An 18556-nucleotide genomic window follows, 5' to 3' on the forward strand; every position below is an offset into this window, starting at 1 on the left:
CTTTTCCGTATATCGGAAACACTTTCCATGAAATGATGAAAAAAATTTTATGGAGTTTTCCCTAAGCGAATAGATATTTGGTGAGCGCTGTCTTTGACTCGGTCAATGAGATAATTTAGTCGATCTTCGGTGATGGTATAACTTAAGATACCTATACTAAGCGCACCAAGTACTTGATGATGATATCCAATGATCGGTGCTGCAATGGAAGCGGTGCCTTCGGTCTTTTCGCCGTAACTGATGGCATATCCACTCTCTGTTATTTTTTTTCGTTGTTCCCATATTTTTTTTTGGGATAAAGAATCAAGCTCCAATTTTTCTAAAATCTGTGCAGCTTGTTTCGTTGACATACTAGCGAGAAGTGTTTTATTCGCAGCTCCAATCGGAAGCGGAATTCGTTCGCCTAGATTGTCAATGATACGAACTTTTAAAGGGCTGTCTACACGTTCGATGATAATCGAATCGGTTTGATTAAGGATATTTAAATAAATACTTTCTTCTACTTCTAATGCTAATTGTTCCATGTATGGTCTAGCGATGATCCGAAGATCGAGGTCTTCAAGCATCCTTAAACCAATCTCCATCCATTTTTTACCAATTTTATAATGCTTGGTTTCGGGGAGCTGTTCGATTAGTTCATAACGAATGAAACTGCTGATTAAGCGATGAACAGTACTCAGTGGAAGAGATGTATTATCTGCAATTTCGGATATTTGCCAACTCGTTTTTTGTGGATCAGAAATGAGTAATTGGATAATTTTCATCGCTCGATCAATTGATTGAACCATAGATGATCCCCTTTTCCAAAAATGAAAGTGCTTTCTTTCTTTTTAACACAGATTTCTATTCAAAAGCAATATGAATGTTTGTATAAATTTTTGATTAGAAAATAAAAAGATATAGAAATGAAAAATGAAACCATATATTTACTGGCGTTTCTAAATTGACTAGCGTTTTTATGTATAATATTATTAATGAAATGAATAAAAATTTTTTATTTAAAAAATGAAACAAGAATAAATCTAAAGAATCTTGTTTCATTTACAGGTTTGTGAAGAGGATGGGAGGGAAAATTTTGTCCACTTAATAGAATATGTTTCCATAAAGCGGAAAAATTATTGATATTTATATCAGAAGGAGACAAAACTTATGCAACAATCCAAGAAAAAATATAAGCTTCGTTATCTATCAATGATTTTGGGATTGATGGCAGTAATCATGATAGTGATGACAGGATGTAGTTCTACATCGCAAACAAAAGAAATTGTTGTTACTTCTTTTGGTGGAAAATATGATGAAGTTTTTAAAAAATATGTGGTAGAACCATTCGAGGCAAAAAATCCCGGTGTAAAGGTAAAATTAGCTCCATATACAGGAATTGCTAAATTATCGCAAGGTGGAGGATCAACCATTGATATTGTGCAGTTAGATGATTTTGATATCATAGACGCTGCAAATAAAGGACTCTTATCCCCGTTAGAGAAAAAAGACTTCACTTCTTGGGATAATCTCTATCCAGAGGCATTTTTAAATAACAAAGAAAACAAGGTCTATGGGCTGACAAATGTGTTTGGGGCATGGGGAATTGCTTATAATCCAGAAAAAACAGCAAAACCTACCTCTTGGAATGATCTGTGGAAATCTGATGTAAAAGGAAAAGTTGCAATGATGAGTCAATGGATACCAGATATTTTAATGACTCAAAAGGCAACAAACGCAAGTATGGAAAATATGACTCCGGTCTGGAACGCTTATAAAACGATAACACCTTCCGTAGCTCAATACTATTCTTCATTCTCTGCTCCAGAGGCACTTTTCAAATCGAATCAGGTGACTATGGCTTCTTGGTTTGATGGACGAGCACTCGCATTGAAAAAAGCAGGAACACCGATTGATTTTGTTATTCCTAAAGAAGGCGGGATATTAATTCGAAGCGGGATGGGGATTGTAAAAACAAGTTCCAAGCAAGATATTGCGAAAAAATTGATTGATTTTGCAATGTCGCCAGAAGCACAGCAAGGTTTTGCGAAAGAATTATACTATGGTCCAACCAACAAAACCGTTAAATTAGATGGGCAATTAGCAAATGAAGTAGTTTATGGCCACGATAAAATTAGTGCACTTACAACACCCGATTGGAACACTATTTTTACAAAACGAGAGGAATGGTTGCTCAAATGGCAGGAAGTGACATCTCGTTAGAAACCTCGATCTCCTTGGATTCTATTACGAAAATTTATAAAGGACACACAGTTATTGACCATATTGATTTGGATCTAAAAGAGGGAGAATTTCTCTCTCTTTTAGGACCAAGTGGTTCTGGAAAAACCACGATATTGCGAATGGTTGCTGGATTGATAACTCCAGATGATGGAAAAGTAGTTCTTCGGGGGAAAGACATTAGTTTCACCCCTCCAAACAAACGAAATATGGGAATGGTATTTCAGCAATATGCGTTATTTCCTCATATGACTGTACGTGACAATGTTGCATATGGATTAAAAGCACGGAAGTTGCCCAAAGATGAAATCAAACATCGAGTGGAAAAATATTTGGGACTCGTGGATTTAAAGCACTTGGCTGATCGTAAACCACGTGAGTTATCTGGTGGTCAACAGCAGCGTGTTAGTCTCGCTCGTGCATTGGCAGTTGAACCAGTTGTTCTTTTATTTGACGAACCACTTTCTAATTTAGATGTTCGTTTAAAAGAGCAGATGCTCAAAGAGATTCGAAGCCTTCATCGGGATCTTGGTTTTACAGCAATTTACGTGACTCATGATCAAAATGAAGCGCTTTATTTATCTGATAAAATCGCAGTTTTAAACAAAGGAAAAATCGAACAATTTTCTTCACCAGAAGATATTTTAAAAAATCCAGCTTCGGCGTTTGTTGCGGATTTTTTTGGATATACCAATCGTTTGGAAAATGCGCAGTTAGTAGATAAACAAACAGCAAAAATTGGGAATGTAAACATTCCTGTTGGACATCTTGGTTTGGATGCTGAGATTGGGGATCATGGTATTGTTTTGATGAGATTAAATGCAGCTCAAGTTCTTGATTTTCAAAATTCAACTATTTCAGCTACAGAACAATTTGAAGTTGATGCAGAAATACGTGATGGGCGATTTCTAGGAGATGAAACAGAATTAAGGCTGAATTTGCTTGGAAGAATTCATCAGGAAATTACTGTGAAACTTCCACAAATGCTAACACCCCTTCCTTCTGAAGGAATGCAGATACGAATACATTTTCAAGCGGAAGCAATCTGCTTTTTTAAAGGAGACGATTCATCGTGAATCGGATGCGGCGGTTTTATACTAGTTTAGGATGGATAGCGATTATATATATGCTTGTTCTATTTATTTATCCTGTGATGAAAGTGGTTTTTTCAAGTATTTGGGTAAATGGACAAGTTGATTTCTCTAATTACCAAGCTATTTTTCGTAGTGGTGTTTACACGCAAGTTTTGATAAAAACATTATGGGTATCAGTAGTAAGTACAATTTTGACTTTAATTATTGGATATGCGTTGGCAAATTTCATTGCCAATCGACCTGCGAAACAACAAGGCACTTGGTTGATGATTGTTGTTGCCTCCATGTTTATGAGTTTGACCGTAAGATTGTTTGGTTGGATGATCGTACTAGGGGAGCAAGGTCCAATTGTTAAATTTGCACATTTACTATTTGGAGAACAATTAACAATAAACCTTATGTTTACGTCAATTGCAGTGATCATTGGGATTGTACATTTTGTCCTGCCATTTGTTGTACTAAATATATATACAACCATCAAGAAAATAGAGCCTTCCCTATCTGAAGCTTCGATTATGTTAGGCGCCTCAGGTCTACGAACATTCTGGAAAGTGATTTTCCCTCTTTCTTTATCAGGGGTATATGCAGGAGCATCGCTGGCATTCTCTTTGGCTGCCAGCACCTTTTTGGTACCGACGGTTCTCGGAGGACCAAAAGATAGTCTAATGTCAAATATCGCTTACAATTCTACCATTGTTGTAGGCAATCAAGGACTAGGTGCAGCGATTTCTTTTATTTTATTAGTCATTATTGTTGCAGTGCTTTCGATTATGGGCACATTAGAAAGGAGGGGGCAACATGTTAGCTAGGTTAGGAAAATGGGCAACCTATCTTTATGTATTGCTTATTTTGGTCTTCATATTGTCTCCTCTGGTGATGATTCTTTTTGTTTCTTTTCATCCAAGTAATATGTTTCAACTTTCTCTAGATGAATTCAGCTTCGATAATTATATACAGCTTTTTCAAGATGAACGGGTTGTTTCTTCCATCGGACTCAGTGTATGGGTAGGGTTGATTGCAACGATCATTGCTGGTTGTATTGGTCTTTTTGCGGCAGTTGGTGTAGTGAGAGGAAAGTTACCGGCCAAAAACGTATTAGAGTCATTGTTTTTAGGACCATTAATTGTTCCTTTGGTTACTACTGGGATCGGATTTCTTTTGATTTTTGTCCCGCTGGGTTTGGCAGGGTCCACTACAGCGATCATATTGGCTCATTCCGTTGTCATTTCTCCCTATATCATACGTATTTTAATCGCATCGATGAGGCAGTTTGACCCAGTTCAAGAGGAAGCAGCCGTAGTACATGGAGCTTCTTCACGTTATACGTTTTTTAGTGTCGTTTTTCCACAACTGTTACCTGCATTGTTATCGGGTGCGATTTTGTCTTTTTTGGTTTCGCTCGATGAGTACACCGTAACGGTATTTTTAACCCAATCGGAAAATGTTACTTTGCCGCTTCGTATTTATCAATTTGTATCAGTGGATATTAATCCGATTGTTACTGCATTGGCAAGTATGATGGTCATCCTTGCTTTTGTAGTAATTATGATTTTGGAGAAACGACTGCAAATTCATAAGTATTTATAAGGAAGAAAGGGAAGAACAATGTCAAATCAAAACTTTGGAATTCTAGGTTTTCCATGGGATGGTGGTGCATCCCTTGGAAGACCCGGAGCACGGTATGCACCAAATGCGATTCGAGAAGATGCCAAATGGCTGCAAAATCGTATTACCGATAATCAAATTTACGATGTGGAAAATCGGAAACTCATTGACTTAGAAAATCAAAAAATCATCGATTACGGTGATATTGATATTGTTGCATACAGTACCGACGAAACCTTTCAAAATGCAGAAAAAAAAGTAGCGCAAGTCTTACAAGATGGAGCTTTTCCTTTTATTTTAGGAGGAGATCATTCCATATCTTATCCTGGTATCAAAGCATTACATGATCATACGAATGGAAAAATAGCAGTGATCCAATTTGATGCCCATTTGGACTTAGTAGATGATTCGCCGATTCAAGGGAAATTTTCACAAAGCAGCCAAATGCGACGTGCTTTGGAGCTGCCTAATATTGCTCCGGAAAACATCGTTCAGATCGGAGTGAGAAGCTACAATTATCCATGGTATGCCGAATATTTGTCCAAGCAGGGAATTGTTCAAATAACGGCACGAGAAGTACATCATATGAGTGCGGAAGAGGTAATTACGAAGACGTTAGATGCTTGCCGCGGGGTAGATGCTATTTATCTGACTTTTGATATCGATGTGCTCGATCCGTCATTTGCGCCAGGATCAGGAGCAAATGAGCCAGGGGGATTAACACCTATACAGTGTTTTGAGATACTGGATGGCTTATATAAACATATTCATGCGATGGATATTGCAGAGGTGAATCCTTTGTACGATCATCAAAATATTACCGTGAGTATCGCAGCAAAGCTATTATTTGATTGTTTGACGAGAATGTAACGAAGCATAGGGATTTTATCGGTTATCAAAAGGTTATTCTAACTTTGTTTATATTGTAGTCGTTAAGGAGTTAAAAGGAAGGAGCTCATTTAAATCACTACATCCCCTATCTGAAGTAGAAAGGGGATGTATAGGGGATCACTTAATCCTTTGGAATGTTGATCCCGCGTTCCTTCATGAGCGCCTCTAGGATTTGCATAGTATGATGTGAAGGAGGTTCCGGCAATTGACGAACCAAGAAGGGGTTGTTTTTAACCTTCTTATATCGTTCATTCACAACATCAATCGTATTTTTGCAATCCCGGTAATATCGAATCAGCTCATCATCGCTTTTTTTAGACCAGCTCTGTCGAAGTTCCTTCGCTCTATCTTTACCAACGAGCTGCTCAAGTGTACTCATGATTCACCCATCTAGGAACATCCAGACAGACCATACTGAATGTATTTTTATTATACATTCAGTATGAGAGAAATGAAATGCTTGATCTTTGTCAATAATCAATCTATACTATTCTTACAGTATGGTTTCTCTCTATTCCTTTCCATAATAAATGTAACCGCTTTCGAATAGGCGGTTCTTTTTTTGTCTATTTTCGCCTCTTTTCGTCCAAACTGGAGCTATGTTTCCTGTACGGAAGGGGAGTTTTTTGTGCGGATCGCAGAATGGTTGACCTATACAAGTATGGAACAATTACGGCAATTGAATCGTACATACCACGGCGAAGATTTTGCTACTCATTCCAAGTATGATTTAATTCGCTCTTTATTGCCCAAGCTAGTGAATAAAAAAAATTACCAACAGCAAATAGAAACATTGACTGATGCGGAACATCGTTTTTTGCAGCTGCTTGTATTTGATACTACTCCTTCCTTTACAGTGGAAGAATTACTGGCGAAAGGCAGAGCGGCTCTTTGCAAAGAAGAAGGGGAACCTCGTACTCTACTTGTACAAGCAGTAAAAAGAGGATGGTTATTTCAAGGATACTCGCATCAAACTAATTATCTCTATCACGTGCCCTCAGATACCCGCAAACAAGTGATATGCTGTTTCATTGAGCCATATCAAGATGAAGTGATGATTCGGCCTCCGCGCTATTATCGAGATGAAGAACAACAGATCATTCGCGATTTATTTTGTTTTTTCGGCTACATCAAGAAACAACTCGTTCGTATGACAGATAGCGGGGGAATTTACCGCAACCAGCTAAAACAAATGATGGACACGTTTTATGTTCCAGAAGCGTTACTAAGCGGCAAACTACCTAGATTTGGATTCGGCAGAAGTTATCATCTTTATCCTGATCGATTCTCATTATTGTATGATTTCGCATTTTATAAAAATTATATCCAAGAAGATTTTGATGGATATTTACGTTTCATCGAACAAGATTTTGGGAATATAACGGATACCGATATGATTTTAGAACTTTATCGGTTCTGGATTCGATTGTATAAGCGTCCAATCCCAAATCTGGCGATTATTCTAAAATGGATAGGATCGCTTGGTCATTTTGGTTGGTTCCCTGTTTATGTCGTCAAAGAAATTGTCTCTCCTTGGCTGCATTCTTTTTACTACGAAACGGAAGAAACTCTCTTTGCGAAGTTACTCAAAATGCTTGGTCATTTAGGGATACTCCAAATTGGTGAAGAGAGTACTGGTGAACAATACCTCAAACTCACTTCCATTGGAGCAAAGATCTTTTCTGATGTATCCGCTTTCCAAGAGAAAGTCATCGATATTGCGTTTGTAAAAGGTAGGGATTAGTGCTCTATTTGTCGAATAGATAAATACTACCGGTGACAATCTTCTGGGGAGGGTGGGACTTGAACACCGTAACCGTTTCTGAGAAAAAGGAATTTATTCATTGGTTTTTAGGGCATCATGAACTTCGTAGACGAGAAGTAGCTTGGTTACTCAGTTATTTATCTTCAAAAGAAGAGCTACTCGCAAGAGTTCATTTTGTGGAGCATGTGTCGTCATTGCCAAAGTCAATCATTATTTCAACAAAATGTTCAGATATGCCATCTTTTCAGTTTTCTCGAAAAGAACGTGTTGGTACAGATGTTGAATCTGTATTTTATGATCTGCAACTTTTCCCGGATGAAGAGATATATATTGGGCTGTATTTTCAGGACAGATCTTCTTGTCCGAAATTTGCCGCCGTATTGGAGGGTAATCCCATGGAAAGACAAGATTTGGTGCAGGACCAATTGCTTAGTCTGTTTGCGGAATTGCTTCTCGATCAAGCGGTACACCGGTTCCAAAAAAAGCAATTGTACGCTAAAATAGATGAATCTCTTATAAAACAAGATAAAGAGACTTTTTTAAAACTCAGTGAAGAATGGAAACAACTGCTTAACGAGAGCAATAAGTAGATAACAGGTAGCTCAGCTATAGCTGGGCTTCCTTGTTGTTTGGAGGAAGAGACTACATGCGATTATTAGAACAAAAAGAAGCAAACTGGTCAACGATTGCGCCATATTTAGATACGTTACTACTTCCTGTTTATCATTATCGAATGAAAGAGAAACACCTTCAATTAGAAGAAGCGAGTAAAATTGAGTACATAACAGAAGAATTGGAAAAAAGATTAGTAGGACGTGTTTTATTACTTCCTGCGTATAACATGATTGGCAAGAATAATTCACTTTTGGAGAATATGATTTGTGATTTAAACAAAGAATTGGTACATAGTGGTTTTCACTATACCTTCTTGGTCATACTAGAGGAGGATGGGGTAATAAAAGACTTGGATACATCGATGATACATGTCCTATTTGTAAAAAAAGATGTGGATATGGAGGCAGAACTAGAACGATTGTATGAAAAAGTTCTTACAATTTGGCAATCTGTGTAGCAGAAAAGTAGATAGTTTGAAATTCATTTTCTCGGATTCTTGACTTTTGTTTTATCGTTTAGCTATCATGGATATGTCCTAGTAAAGTATTCTCATGTCCTGTAAAGTAAGGTTCCAGTCCGTTGGACGGTGATGTTGTCATAGAGGGAGGTCGGACGTGTCGTGAGCAAGAAAATTTCCCGTCGACAGTTTTTAACGTACACATTAGGCAGTACGGCAGGCTTCCTAGGTGCTGGAATGCTGTTTCCTATGGTTCGTTTTGCTGTTGATCCTGCTCTGAAAAAGGGCGAAGGTGGTAATTTTGTCGATGTAAATTTACCACTTTCAGAAGTAACAGATAAACCAAAGTCTGTTCAATTCAAAGTACACAAAAAAGATGGTTGGTACGCTTTTGATGAGGTGCTAACTGCATGGGTTTTACGTGACAAAGGTAAGATTATTGCTCTTTCCCCAGTCTGTAAACACCTTGGATGTACAGTTTCTTGGGAAGCAAACCCTCAATATCCAAATAATTTTTTCTGTCCTTGCCACTTCGGTCGTTATACCAAAGATGGTACCAACATACCTGGTACACCGCCACCGAAGCCGCTTGATCGTTATGAAACAAAAGAAGCGAATGGAAAGTTATTGATTGGGCCATTGAATGTGACATAATGTTCTTTGATTGGAGGTGCCGTGCCTATGATACGCGCCATATATGATTGGGTAGACGAAAGGTTAGATATTACCCCTCTCTGGCGTGATGTAGCTGATCATGAGGTTCCAGAACACGTGAATCCAGCACATCATTTTTCAGCGTTTATTTATTGTTTTGGAGGACTTACCTTTTTTGTTGTTGTCATCCAGATCCTATCTGGAATGTTCCTCGCCTTGTATTACGTTCCTGATATTATCAATGCACATGCTAGTGTTAAGTTTTTGCAAAACGAAGTAGCAATGGGTGCGATCGTACGAGGAATGCATCACTGGGGAGCCAGTGTTGCGATTGTTATGTTATTTTTACATACCTTACGGGTGTTTTTTACTGGTTCTTATAAACATCCACGCGAATTTAACTGGGTTGTGGGTATGTTGATCTTTTTTGTTATGTTAGGTCTAGGTTTTACTGGGTATTTGTTGCCTTGGGATAACAAAGCTTACTTTGCAACAAAAGTAGGGGTGCAAATTGCAGCATCTGTCCCATATCTTGGACCTTATATTGCAACCTTCTTGCAAGGTGGAGACATTGTAGGCGCGCAAACAATTGCTCGATTCTTCGCTCTCCATGTGTTTTTCTTCCCTGCAGCACTACTCGCACTACTTGGAGCACACTTTATTCTTATTCGTCGTCAAGGAATTTCCGGACCACTATAAATCGCGTGAGAGGAGGGAATCCACTTGGCACATAATCAAGATGGAAACCAGAAAGAACAAGTCCACTATGTCGGAGACTCTCGCGTACGTGCTAACCGGAAAAAAATGTATCCACCGGATTATACAGAGTTTCCAAGCAAATCGGAAGCGTTTTTCCCCGACTTTTTATTAAAAGAGTGGATGGTAGCAGCTGTTTTTTTAGTTGGATTTATGACTTTGGTCATGGCAGAAGAACCGCCTTTAGGTGATATTGCTGATCCAACAAATACTGGATTTTTACCAGTCCCAGATTGGTATTTCTTGTTCATGTATCAATTGCTAAAATACAAATGGGCATCTGGACCTTTTGTTGTCATTGGTACACTCGTATTACCAGGTATTTTGTTTACTTCCCTTATCTTGGCTCCTTGGTTAGATCGTAGCAAAGAAAGACGCCCAGCAAAGCGTCCAGTTACAGTTGGACTGATGATTGTGGCGATTATTTCTATCGTGGCTTTGACATGGGCAGCAGAAGCAGAGCATGAAACACAATTAGAATCAGCTGTTGGTAGTCCCACAGTTGATAAAAAAATAGTGGATATCAATGCTGAAGGGCATAAACTTTACCAAGAAAATGCATGTATCCGTTGCCATGGAGATCAACTTCAAGGTAAAAACGGACCTCCTCTTTTGGGAGTAGGTAATCGACGGACTGCTGAACAGATTAACGAATATATCAACGAAGGAAAAGGTGGCGTTATGCCAGCAGGTATGTTTCAAGGTTCTCCTGAACAACAAAAAATCCTAGTTGATTGGTTAATGAAACAGAAACAAAAGTAATTTCCCAAAACCCCGGAGTTTTCCGGGGTTTCTTTCTGATCAAGGAGGATAGCATGTACGCAATACAATTATTTTTAAGTTGGAGAAAACAACGATGGTTTTTATGGATATTGTTTCTGATTAACTTATTAGGTACGATCTATGGTTATTACTGGTACTGGAATCAAATGCAGCAAACGAATTGGAAGTTGGTCATTTTTGTACCAGATAGTCCCACCGCGAGTTTATTTTTTACAGGTGTGCTGTTACTCTATTTGACCCGAAAACAAAATGGATTATTAGAAGCATTTGCGGCTATCACCCTATTTAAATATGGAATATGGGCAGTTGTAATGATCTTGTGGGGTGCAGCTCTTTCCCCAGTCGGATTTATGCAATCCTTGACTTGGGAACATTGTATGCTGATGTTCTCCCATCTAGGAATGGCTCTACAGGCATTGTTATACGCACCTTTTTTTGTTTATCGATATCGTGATGTAATCATTGCGTCTGCATGGACATTATTAAATGATGCACTCGATTATGGATTGGATATTCATCCTTGGCTCACAGCGGAGTTAGAGGTTTATGATCATCTTGTAGGCTGGTTCACTTTATTGTTGAGCCTTACAACGATTGTGCTATTTTTACTTTTTTTAGAAAAAAGAAAGAAGAAAACTTCTATTTTCGAGTTATAGTTGCATAAATTTGTATCAATGAGACCGAAAAAAGGTGATGGCATTGATGCGAATTTTCTTCTTGATTCTACTATGTCTTTTCTTTTATCCTAATATAGTACAGGCTGAGCAAGAATTGATTCTGTCAGATAGAGGACAATGGGTGGCATCCGCAAGCTTAATTGCGAAAGAAATAGACACAGGAAGATACGTCGAAGCTAGACAGAAGTTAGATGAGCTGGCTAATCAATTTTCACATTCCAATTTCGCTGAAAAACAATTAAGTGTACAAGCAATTCAGGCATTGTCGTCTGTAATTATTGATTTAGAGGGTCGATTAAATCGGATAACACCGAATCCAGAAGAATTGAATTTTTATGCAAAAAGATTATTACTCGCTTTTGATGCAGTTGGTCAATCTTACCAACCCATGTGGAAAACCTACTATCCTACTTTAAATAAACAAGTTGTGAAAATGATAACAGATATTGGCAAGAAGCATGATATTCGTGAAGAAATTAATATTCTGCATAATCACTATGTTATTTTACGTCCAGCTCTCGTGGTGGCTAAAAGCCCGATAACGGTACAAAAGGTAGATTCGTTGTTTCTTTTTTTAGATAGAGACACCGATAAAGATCATCAATTGGTTGCTTTGAATCAATTAAGAAGATTATTATACCCACTATTTTATGGCTCCGAACAAGATGTTTTAGCAGTTACCAATCCATATGGAAAGGTACCTATATCTACTTTTTTGTTTGTTGTCAGTGTTATTATTATTGGTATCTTAACCTATGTATCTTGGCGGAAAAGATACCAGTCAATGATTTAAGCAGGAACAAGATAGACTCTGCTTAGAGAGTTTATCTTGTTCTTATTTATATGGATGAGCGTTCAAATGAGAAACCTTCACCATGAACTTCTCTGGCATCATTCACAACAATAAAAGCATGCGGATCAATTTTATGTACAATGTTTTTTAGTTTGGGAAGCTCATGTAAGGATACGACTACATACAGTACTTCTTTTTCGTGACCAGTGTATCCGCCAATACCTTTTAACATGGTCACCCCGCGATCCATTTTTTCCGTAATTAGGTTTGCAAGAGGTTGAGGGGAATGAGATATAATAAAGGCAGCTTTTGCAGTTTTTCCTCCCTCAACAACATAATCGATTACTTTTGACCCTATAAATACAGCAACTAAAGTATACATTGCTTTTCCTAGGCCAATTAAGTAGATTGAAATAACAATGACAGTGAAGTCAAACATTAAAAAGGTTCTCCCTAAATTCCAGCCAAAATAGCGTTCCATTAATCGAGCGATAATATCTACTCCACCAGAAGTTCCGCCTACTCGGAAAATGATACCTGCACCAATTCCGACGAGTACACCGGTAAAAAGGGCAGCTAATAACAAGTCTTCTGTTGGATATTGCCAGGTTTTTGTCAATTCCAAGCAAACCGATACGGATGATATGCCAAAAACGGTATACCAGAACGTTCTTTTTCCAAATACTTTATAACCGACAACTAGGAGAGGAATATTTAAAATGAATACGACTGCACCAGGAGACCATTTAAAATAGTAATATAATATCAATGCAATCCCAGTAAATCCGCCTTCCGCTAATTTATTGGCCAATGCGAAACTATTGATCCCAAGCGAATAAATGAATCCACCGACAAATATGGCTAAAAGGTTACGAGTATGATATAAGATTTTTTGCAAAGTTTTCGCCTCTTTCATTTCGTTTCCATACTATTATATAGTTTCCCCAAAAATACATTCAATATGGTTGCCCAGAAGGAATTACTGGTCTAACATGAATGAGTAAGGAGGAATTAAGTTCATGACAATAGATGAGATGCAAAAACAAGTAAATGAATATATAGGGCAATTTAAAGAAGGATATTTCCATCCGCTTTCTGCATTAGCTCGATTGACAGAAGAGGTTGGAGAATTAGCGAGGGAAATAAATCACCAATTTGGAGAGAAACCAAAAAAAGATACAGAAGATGCCAATACCATTGAACAAGAGTTGGGTGATCTGTTATTTATTATTACTTGTATTGCTAATTCATTGGGAATTAAGCTAGAAACTGCTTTTGAATTGGTAATGGAAAAATACAATACACGTGACAAAGATAGATGGACTAGAAAATAGAAGGAGTTATACACCATGACGATACGCATCATTGTGGCGGGAGCATCTGGGAAAATGGGGCAAGAGGTTGTTAAACTTATCAATCGAACAGAACATTTTCAACTAGTTGGTGCTGTTTCACGTACCCATGCAGAACAAGAAATACAAATTGGAGCAAAATACTATGCTAGCTTACAAGAAGCATTAGATGAGAATCAAACAGAGGTGATCATCGATTTTACCAGTCCTGAAATGATAAAGAAACATTTACAAATAGCATGCGCATATCGTGTGAGACCTGTTGTAGGTACAACTGGACTTACAGAGGAGGAATTGGAGCAGATCCGGCAAGAATACAATCAAGCAAAATTAGGTGGAATTATTGCTCCGAACTTTGCAATTGGTGCAATATTAATGATGAAATTCGCTGCTCAAGCAGCAAAATATTTACCCCATGTGGAGATTATTGAATCTCATCATGATCGGAAATTAGATGCTCCTTCAGGAACCTCATTAAAAACAGCGGAACTCATAACAGAAAGTCGAAGACAAATGAAACAAGGTCATCCGAAAGAAATTGAAATGTGGGGAGGAGCTAGAGGAGCAGAATACCATGGTTTTCGTATACATAGTGTACGTTTGCCGGGTTTGGTAGCACATCAAGAGGTTTTATTTGGCGGAACCGGACAGTTGTTGACGATTCGGCATGATTCGCTTAATCGTGAATCTTTTATGCCGGGTGTTCAGCTCGCAGTAGAAAAAGTGATGACAACAAATGAATTAATATATGGTTTAGAAAATATTTTGGAGGTATAAAAAGATGAGCAGAATAGATATTTTAGCTTTTGGAGCACATCCCGACGATGTGGAGCTTGGGGCAGGAGGGATACTTGCAAAACATGCACAGGCCGGGTTTAAGACTGCGATTTGCGATCTGACATTTGCCGAGTTATCTTCCAATGGTACAGTTGAAAATAGGCAGCTTGAGGCAGAAAGAGCAGGTCAGGCTTTGGGTCTTACTGCTCGGTATTGCCTAGGCTTTCCAGACAGAGGATTGAGAGGTACCAGAGAACAAATACTAATGATTACTCAAATAATACGTCAGTTAAAACCGAAAATTATATTCACTCCATATTATAAAGATCGACATCCTGATCATGTTGCATGTAATCGATTAGTAAATGAAGCTATCTTTGATGCCGGGATTAAAAAGATCGTTACTCCAGGTAAGGAGGAGATTCATCGAGTGAGAAAAGTATATCATTACTTTATCAATGATTTAGCAGAAGCAGATGTTATTATTGACATTGAATCCGTATATCCACAAAAAATCGCAGCATTTAAAGCTTATAAAAGTCAGTTTGGACAAGAAAAAAATAATGCAGAAACTCCATTGAATAAGCCTAACTTTTTTGGGATGATTGAGGGACGAGATAGACTTTGGGGTCAACAAATCGGAGTAACTTATGGTGAAGCTTTGGTGAGTGCACGTCCCATTTCACTGAAGTACCTTTTGTAAGGAGAAATACATCATGAAAATAGGTTTTACTTGCTATCCCACCCATGGAGGATCAGGGGTAATCGCAACGGAACTAGGAAAATTATTAGCAGAACGTGGTCATGAAATTCACTTTATAACTTATGATATGCCTTTTCGCTTAGGAGGCTTCCAACAAAATATTTTTTACCATGAAGTCGAGGTAAGTAGGTATTCCTTATTTAAATATCCCCCTTACGATTTAACGTTGGCTAGTAGAATGGCACAAGTATCAAAACTGTATGAATTGGATTTATTGCATGTTCATTATGCAGTTCCACATGCAGTTTCTGCATATTTGGCAAAACAGATGGTAGGAGAACATCTTAAAGTGGTGACAACATTGCACGGTACAGATATTACTGTACTTGGGGAAGATCCCACCTTGCACAATATTATTTGTTTTGGGATGAAACAAAGTGATGCAGTTACTGCTGTTTCCGAAAGTTTAAAAAAACAAACACAGCAATTATTTCGTGCAGATCAAAAAATCGAACGAATTTATAATTTTGTTGACCAACGTATTTATCATCCGAGAAATGTTCGCTATTTACGCGATAACTATGTATGTCCAGATGAAAAATTAATCATACATATTTCTAATTTCCGAGCTGTAAAAAGGCCACAAGATGTTATTCATGTTTTTGACCGAATTCAAAAAGAGATGCCTGCTAGGCTTCTTTTGGTTGGACAAGGACCAGAATGGTCTAACATTCATGAATTAGTAAGTTCTTTAAATTTAATCGATAAAGTCAATTTTTTAGGCAGGCAAGATGATGTATCACAGTTTATGTCCATCGCTGATTTGTTCCTGCTTCCATCAGCAAAAGAAAGTTTTGGTTTAGTTGCATTAGAAGCAATGGCCTGTGGAGTTCCGACGGTTGGTGCGAGAATTGGTGGAATTCCAGAAGTAGTTGTTCATGGCGAGACTGGATATTTAGCAGAGCTGGGGGATGTGGATGAAATGGCGAAGTATGCCACTGCTATTCTAAAAGATGAACCCACTCATCGATTATTTGTACAAAATGGTTTGCACCGAGTAGACAATGAATTTCGTGCTGATCGTATTGTGGATCAGTACGAATCTCTGTATGAGCGTGTGTTGGGAGAAAAAGGAAATGGATGAGCAGTATCATGCTGCCTTAACAGTTTTAAAAACTCTAGTGAGTGCCGGATATGAGGCTTTTTTCGTTGGTGGTTGTGTACGTGATTATTTACTGGAAAAAACTCCAGCTGATTATGATATAGCTACAAATGCATTGCCTGATGAAATCCAGCGTATCTTTCCAAGAACCATTCCAACAGGCTTACAACATGGTACCGTAAGTGTTTTGTGTCATAACGAGGTTGTAGAAGTGACTACTTATCGAGTGGATGCAAAATATGAAGATCACCGCCGGCCAGATCAAGTATACTTTGTATCTCGATTAGAAGACGATCTCAAGCGTAGAGATTTTACTATTAATGCGATGGCATTGGATTATAATGGAAAAATAATTGATTTTGTCGGTGGTCGCGAGGACTTACAAAATGGTTTGATACGTACAGTTGGAGTTTCGGAGAATCGTTTTAATGAAGATGCACTTCGCATGCTGCGTGCATGTCGTTTTGTCTCACAACTTTCATTTGAGATGGAAGAAAGTACAAAACTAGCAATACAAAAATGCGCTCACATGTCAAAATATCTGGCTGTAGAACGCATTATGCAAGAATTTGAAAAGATATGGAAAGTGAAGCACCCATCGAAAGGATTAAAAATACTTGTAGAAACCAATTTAATCCAATTTTTACCTCCATTTTCTCGTGAATTAATTAAAATACAGATAACAACAGACGAGTGGACACAACTAGATTATCTAACTACATCATTAGAAAGATGGATTTATTTTTTCTATCTTATTTTCCGTCCGACAGATAATCGAAAACAAGTTTGTTTTGCAAACATAAAATCGAATCTTTCTATCTTCAAATTCTCTAACAACCAAAAAAAAGAGTTAAGAGCCGTCATGGAATTAGTAGAAAATTGGAATGGAGCTTTATCCGAAAAACAAGGAAAATTATTATTAGTACAACATGGTTTGCACCAAATGGAAATAGCTGAGAAACTATGGCAGGTACTGAACCGAAAAAATACACACGTGTCTTTGCTAGAATGGTGGAGCGAGATGCCAATACACCATTTTTTTGAATTAAAGATAAAAGGAAATCATTTGTTGGAGAAATTAGAAAGACCTGCGGGCCCTTGGTTAAAAGAGACATTACAGTATTTATTTCATCAAGTTGTACTGGGATATTTACCAAATGATTTAAAGGTTTTAGAAAAGGAAGGCGAGAAGTATGGGGCAAGCCTTACGTCATAAGGTTTTATCTGTTCTGCTAGAAAATAAGTCGGATTATATGTCCGGAGAAGAGATAAGCAGGATGGCAGGAGTGAGTAGAGCAGCCATATGGAAACATATAGAAGAACTTAGAAATGAAGGGTATGAAATCGAGGCAAAACCAAGAAAAGGATATCGATTGGTTTATCGACCGGATCGTGTAGCTACGGAAGAAATACAAAATGAACTGCAAACCAAATCTTTCGGTCAAAAAATCAGGTATGAACCAGTTGCAAAATCTACTCAAATTTTAGCTCATCAATGGGCTAGAGCAGGTGCTCCAGAAGGAGCATTGGTTATCGCAGATGAACAACAAGAGGGAAAAGGAAGATTGGGTAGAGTATGGCATTCACCTCCAAAAACGGGAGTTTGGATGAGTTTGATTTTGCGACCTGCTATTCCCATTCAACAAGCATCTCATCTTACTTTATTGGCTTCTGTTGGAGTGTGTTCCGCTATAATGAAGCAAACCAATCTCCCGATCCGAATAAAATGGCCAAATGATTTACTTTTACATGGGAAAAAAATTTGTGGCATATTAACCGAACTAAAAGGTGATCAAGATAAAATTGATTATATGATTTTAGGAATGGGTATCAATGTCAACCAACAAGAAGCTGATTTCCCACCAGATTTAAAAGAAGTAGCAACTTCTTTAGCGATTGCTGGAAACCAGTATTTTTCTCGAGCGAATTTGATAGCAGAAGTGATGAAAGAGCTTGAATTCTACTATCATTTATATTTAGAGCAAGGTTTTGAACCAATTCGAAACCAGTGGGAGGCATTGTCTAATTTAATTGGGAAAAAAATTACAGCCAAAACACCTCAAGCAGAAGTGATAGGTATCGCCGAAAGTTTAAGCGCAGATGGATCACTGATGATTCGTTCCGGTGATGAGCTGGTTACAATTTATTCTGCGGACATCCATAGTTAATAAATAGGAACAAAAACCCTTATCCTATGGATAAGGGTTTTTTTATATATCATTTATTGTTGTAGGAGGTGACATAATCAAGTT

At 37.9% G+C, this 18556-nt stretch carries 22 protein-coding genes; 19 read left to right on the top strand and 3 right to left on the bottom strand.

What is annotated here, in order from left to right; all coding sequences use genetic code 11:
- Window positions 1–47: 47 nt before the first annotated feature.
- Window positions 48–788, bottom strand: a complete 741-nt coding sequence (locus AC5WOC_RS02100; RefSeq protein WP_496053733.1) for an IclR family transcriptional regulator — start codon at window positions 786–788, stop codon at window positions 48–50.
- A 361-nt stretch (window positions 789–1149) separates the two neighbouring features.
- On the opposite strand from AC5WOC_RS02100, the gene AC5WOC_RS02105 reads away from it, so the two are divergent.
- From AC5WOC_RS02105 to speB, 5 genes are read left to right on the top strand one after another with little or no spacing between them, the layout of a single operon-like run.
- On the top strand, window positions 1150–2202 hold the full coding sequence (locus AC5WOC_RS02105) for an ABC transporter substrate-binding protein (RefSeq protein WP_496053734.1): 1053 nt from the start codon (window positions 1150–1152) through the stop codon (window positions 2200–2202).
- A complete protein-coding gene (locus tag AC5WOC_RS02110; RefSeq protein WP_496053735.1) occupies window positions 2178–3296 on the top strand; it encodes an ABC transporter ATP-binding protein in 1119 nt (372 codons plus the stop codon). Before AC5WOC_RS02105 ends, AC5WOC_RS02110 begins: the two co-directional genes overlap by 25 nt.
- A gap of 5 nt (window positions 3297–3301) precedes the next feature.
- Window positions 3302–4123 (top strand): ABC transporter permease, encoded by an 822-nt coding sequence (locus tag AC5WOC_RS02115; RefSeq protein WP_496054152.1) that lies wholly within the window; start codon window positions 3302–3304, stop codon window positions 4121–4123.
- Window positions 4113–4901, top strand: coding sequence for an ABC transporter permease (locus tag AC5WOC_RS02120; RefSeq protein ID WP_496053736.1), 789 nt, complete (start codon window positions 4113–4115; stop codon window positions 4899–4901). Before AC5WOC_RS02115 ends, AC5WOC_RS02120 begins: the two co-directional genes overlap by 11 nt.
- Before the next feature lie 18 nt (window positions 4902–4919).
- The gene (speB, locus tag AC5WOC_RS02125) at window positions 4920–5789 is read left to right on the top strand and encodes an agmatinase (RefSeq protein WP_496053737.1); all 870 of its coding nucleotides are present in this window, start codon (window positions 4920–4922) and stop codon (window positions 5787–5789) included.
- A gap of 142 nt (window positions 5790–5931) precedes the next feature.
- Here the strand turns inward: speB and AC5WOC_RS02130 are convergent, their stop codons facing one another.
- On the bottom strand, window positions 5932–6189 hold the full coding sequence (locus AC5WOC_RS02130) for a hypothetical protein (protein WP_496053738.1): 258 nt from the start codon (window positions 6187–6189) through the stop codon (window positions 5932–5934).
- A gap of 183 nt (window positions 6190–6372) precedes the next feature.
- On the opposite strand from AC5WOC_RS02130, the gene AC5WOC_RS02135 reads away from it, so the two are divergent.
- From AC5WOC_RS02135 to AC5WOC_RS02170, 8 genes are all read left to right on the top strand, one after another.
- Entirely contained in the window at window positions 6373–7554 is a 1182-nt protein-coding gene (locus AC5WOC_RS02135) for a hypothetical protein (RefSeq protein ID WP_496053739.1), read from the top strand.
- A 59-nt stretch (window positions 7555–7613) separates the two neighbouring features.
- Window positions 7614–8165 (top strand): YpiB family protein, encoded by a 552-nt coding sequence (locus tag AC5WOC_RS02140; protein ID WP_496053740.1) that lies wholly within the window; start codon window positions 7614–7616, stop codon window positions 8163–8165.
- A 56-nt stretch (window positions 8166–8221) separates the two neighbouring features.
- Window positions 8222–8647, top strand: coding sequence for a DUF2487 family protein (locus AC5WOC_RS02145; protein ID WP_496053741.1), 426 nt, complete (start codon window positions 8222–8224; stop codon window positions 8645–8647).
- A 162-nt stretch (window positions 8648–8809) separates the two neighbouring features.
- Window positions 8810–9301 (top strand): QcrA and Rieske domain-containing protein, encoded by a 492-nt coding sequence (locus AC5WOC_RS02150; protein ID WP_496053742.1) that lies wholly within the window; start codon window positions 8810–8812, stop codon window positions 9299–9301.
- A gap of 27 nt (window positions 9302–9328) precedes the next feature.
- Window positions 9329–10000: a menaquinol-cytochrome c reductase cytochrome b subunit gene (qcrB, locus tag AC5WOC_RS02155; protein ID WP_496053743.1), complete on the top strand. Its 672-nt coding sequence runs from the start codon at window positions 9329–9331 to the stop codon at window positions 9998–10000.
- A gap of 24 nt (window positions 10001–10024) precedes the next feature.
- Complete coding sequence (locus tag AC5WOC_RS02160; protein WP_496053744.1) at window positions 10025–10819, top strand: c-type cytochrome; 795 nt, start codon at window positions 10025–10027, stop codon at window positions 10817–10819.
- Between the two features lie 53 nt (window positions 10820–10872).
- Window positions 10873–11496, top strand: a complete 624-nt coding sequence (locus tag AC5WOC_RS02165; protein WP_496053745.1) for a DUF1405 domain-containing protein — start codon at window positions 10873–10875, stop codon at window positions 11494–11496.
- Between the two features lie 46 nt (window positions 11497–11542).
- Window positions 11543–12310 carry a sporulation protein YpjB gene (locus AC5WOC_RS02170; RefSeq protein ID WP_496053746.1) on the top strand — a complete coding sequence of 256 codons (768 nt, stop codon included), beginning with the start codon at window positions 11543–11545 and terminating at the stop codon, window positions 12308–12310.
- A gap of 46 nt (window positions 12311–12356) precedes the next feature.
- On the opposite strand, the gene AC5WOC_RS02175 is transcribed toward AC5WOC_RS02170, so the two are convergent.
- A complete protein-coding gene (locus tag AC5WOC_RS02175; protein ID WP_496053747.1) occupies window positions 12357–13208 on the bottom strand; it encodes a YitT family protein in 852 nt (283 codons plus the stop codon).
- 121 nt (window positions 13209–13329) lie between these two features.
- Between AC5WOC_RS02175 and AC5WOC_RS02180 the strand changes: the two genes are divergently transcribed.
- From AC5WOC_RS02180 to AC5WOC_RS02205, 6 genes are read left to right on the top strand one after another with little or no spacing between them, the layout of a single operon-like run.
- A complete protein-coding gene (locus tag AC5WOC_RS02180) occupies window positions 13330–13644 on the top strand; it encodes a nucleotide pyrophosphohydrolase (protein WP_496053748.1) in 315 nt (104 codons plus the stop codon).
- A 15-nt stretch (window positions 13645–13659) separates the two neighbouring features.
- Complete coding sequence (dapB, locus tag AC5WOC_RS02185; RefSeq protein ID WP_496053749.1) at window positions 13660–14439, top strand: 4-hydroxy-tetrahydrodipicolinate reductase; 780 nt, start codon at window positions 13660–13662, stop codon at window positions 14437–14439.
- A gap of 4 nt (window positions 14440–14443) precedes the next feature.
- Window positions 14444–15142 (top strand): bacillithiol biosynthesis deacetylase BshB1, encoded by a 699-nt coding sequence (gene bshB1 / locus AC5WOC_RS02190; protein WP_496053750.1) that lies wholly within the window; start codon window positions 14444–14446, stop codon window positions 15140–15142.
- Window positions 15143–15155: 13 nt separating this feature from the next.
- A complete protein-coding gene (bshA, locus tag AC5WOC_RS02195; RefSeq protein WP_496053751.1) occupies window positions 15156–16286 on the top strand; it encodes an N-acetyl-alpha-D-glucosaminyl L-malate synthase BshA in 1131 nt (376 codons plus the stop codon).
- Entirely contained in the window at window positions 16279–17520 is a 1242-nt protein-coding gene (locus tag AC5WOC_RS02200) for a CCA tRNA nucleotidyltransferase (RefSeq protein ID WP_496053752.1), read from the top strand. The genes bshA and AC5WOC_RS02200 overlap by 8 nt, the downstream gene beginning before the upstream one ends.
- The gene (locus tag AC5WOC_RS02205; RefSeq protein WP_496053753.1) at window positions 17498–18472 is read left to right on the top strand and encodes a biotin--[acetyl-CoA-carboxylase] ligase; all 975 of its coding nucleotides are present in this window, start codon (window positions 17498–17500) and stop codon (window positions 18470–18472) included. Before AC5WOC_RS02200 ends, AC5WOC_RS02205 begins: the two co-directional genes overlap by 23 nt.
- The last annotated feature ends 84 nt before the right edge of the window (window positions 18473–18556 follow it).

This window comes from Shimazuella sp. NTD247 (assembly GCF_059510415.1).

What these genes read in the sequence shown, in the direction of transcription:
- bshA (WP_496053751.1), top strand. Translation starts at nt 15,156, where the DNA reads ATGAAAATAGGTTTTACTTGCTATCCCACCCATGGAGGATCAGGGGTA.
- AC5WOC_RS02170 (WP_496053746.1), top strand. Translation starts at nt 11,543, where the DNA reads ATGCGAATTTTCTTCTTGATTCTACTATGTCTTTTCTTTTATCCTAAT.
- AC5WOC_RS02130 (WP_496053738.1), bottom strand. Translation starts at nt 6,189, where the DNA reads ATGAGTACACTTGAGCAGCTCGTTGGTAAAGATAGAGCGAAGGAACTT.
- AC5WOC_RS02200 (WP_496053752.1), top strand. Translation starts at nt 16,279, where the DNA reads ATGGATGAGCAGTATCATGCTGCCTTAACAGTTTTAAAAACTCTAGTG.
- AC5WOC_RS02100 (WP_496053733.1), bottom strand. Translation starts at nt 788, where the DNA reads ATGGTTCAATCAATTGATCGAGCGATGAAAATTATCCAATTACTCATT.
- AC5WOC_RS02120 (WP_496053736.1), top strand. Translation starts at nt 4,113, where the DNA reads ATGTTAGCTAGGTTAGGAAAATGGGCAACCTATCTTTATGTATTGCTT.
- dapB (WP_496053749.1), top strand. Translation starts at nt 13,660, where the DNA reads ATGACGATACGCATCATTGTGGCGGGAGCATCTGGGAAAATGGGGCAA.
- AC5WOC_RS02105 (WP_496053734.1), top strand. Translation starts at nt 1,150, where the DNA reads ATGCAACAATCCAAGAAAAAATATAAGCTTCGTTATCTATCAATGATT.
- qcrB (WP_496053743.1), top strand. Translation starts at nt 9,329, where the DNA reads ATGATACGCGCCATATATGATTGGGTAGACGAAAGGTTAGATATTACC.
- AC5WOC_RS02115 (WP_496054152.1), top strand. Translation starts at nt 3,302, where the DNA reads ATGCGGCGGTTTTATACTAGTTTAGGATGGATAGCGATTATATATATG.
- AC5WOC_RS02180 (WP_496053748.1), top strand. Translation starts at nt 13,330, where the DNA reads ATGACAATAGATGAGATGCAAAAACAAGTAAATGAATATATAGGGCAA.
- AC5WOC_RS02205 (WP_496053753.1), top strand. Translation starts at nt 17,498, where the DNA reads ATGGGGCAAGCCTTACGTCATAAGGTTTTATCTGTTCTGCTAGAAAAT.
- AC5WOC_RS02110 (WP_496053735.1), top strand. Translation starts at nt 2,178, where the DNA reads ATGGCAGGAAGTGACATCTCGTTAGAAACCTCGATCTCCTTGGATTCT.
- speB (WP_496053737.1), top strand. Translation starts at nt 4,920, where the DNA reads ATGTCAAATCAAAACTTTGGAATTCTAGGTTTTCCATGGGATGGTGGT.
- bshB1 (WP_496053750.1), top strand. Translation starts at nt 14,444, where the DNA reads ATGAGCAGAATAGATATTTTAGCTTTTGGAGCACATCCCGACGATGTG.
- AC5WOC_RS02165 (WP_496053745.1), top strand. Translation starts at nt 10,873, where the DNA reads ATGTACGCAATACAATTATTTTTAAGTTGGAGAAAACAACGATGGTTT.
- AC5WOC_RS02145 (WP_496053741.1), top strand. Translation starts at nt 8,222, where the DNA reads ATGCGATTATTAGAACAAAAAGAAGCAAACTGGTCAACGATTGCGCCA.